Raw genomic sequence first — 530 nt, 5'->3', positions numbered from 1 at the left:
ACCAAATACCCTTGATTTGCTGCTTCTAACATTGGAATGTCAATCATCGAATCGCCAATGGCTACTACGTGTTTTCCTTTGTCTCTTAGTAGATTCGATAATTCTTTCTTGAACAATGGCGTAACAAGATATTCAATTTCTGGTTTGCAAATGTTCCCTAGCAAAATGTCAAATATTTGATGCTTTTCGTTGACTAAGTTCCATATATCAAATACGCCTGACGTAACACCGATAACAATAGAGTCTTTCTGATTAGTTAAATAGTCGAATATGCTCTGGCTCAGTTTTATATTTTTCAAAGTTTGAGTCGCTGATTCTCCCACTTTCATAGGATTATGCTTTTTGTATAGATTCCAAACTTTAAAAAATTGGTATGAAGTATACCTATCATTTCTAAATATAGATTTTAACTCTTCTTTTTTTATTCCTAAATATCTACAAAAATCATAAGTCCCATCATTAATTGAAACAGTCTTATCGCAGTCGACAAGGATAACCTGATTTGATTTTTCTAGTAATTCTTTATAGCT

The 530-nt window shown here is 32.1% G+C and carries 1 protein-coding gene; it reads right to left on the bottom strand.

Going from position 1 to position 530, the window contains the following annotated elements; genetic code table 11:
• Positions 1–530: HAD hydrolase family protein (locus QTO00_RS20710; protein WP_331426397.1), on the bottom strand; the 530-nt coding region annotated here is incomplete at both ends.

The organism is Vibrio sp. M260118 (assembly GCF_036533755.1).
Lineage (GTDB): Bacteria > Pseudomonadota > Gammaproteobacteria > Enterobacterales > Vibrionaceae > Vibrio.
This window is presented reverse-complemented; position numbering and strand designations above follow the sequence as displayed.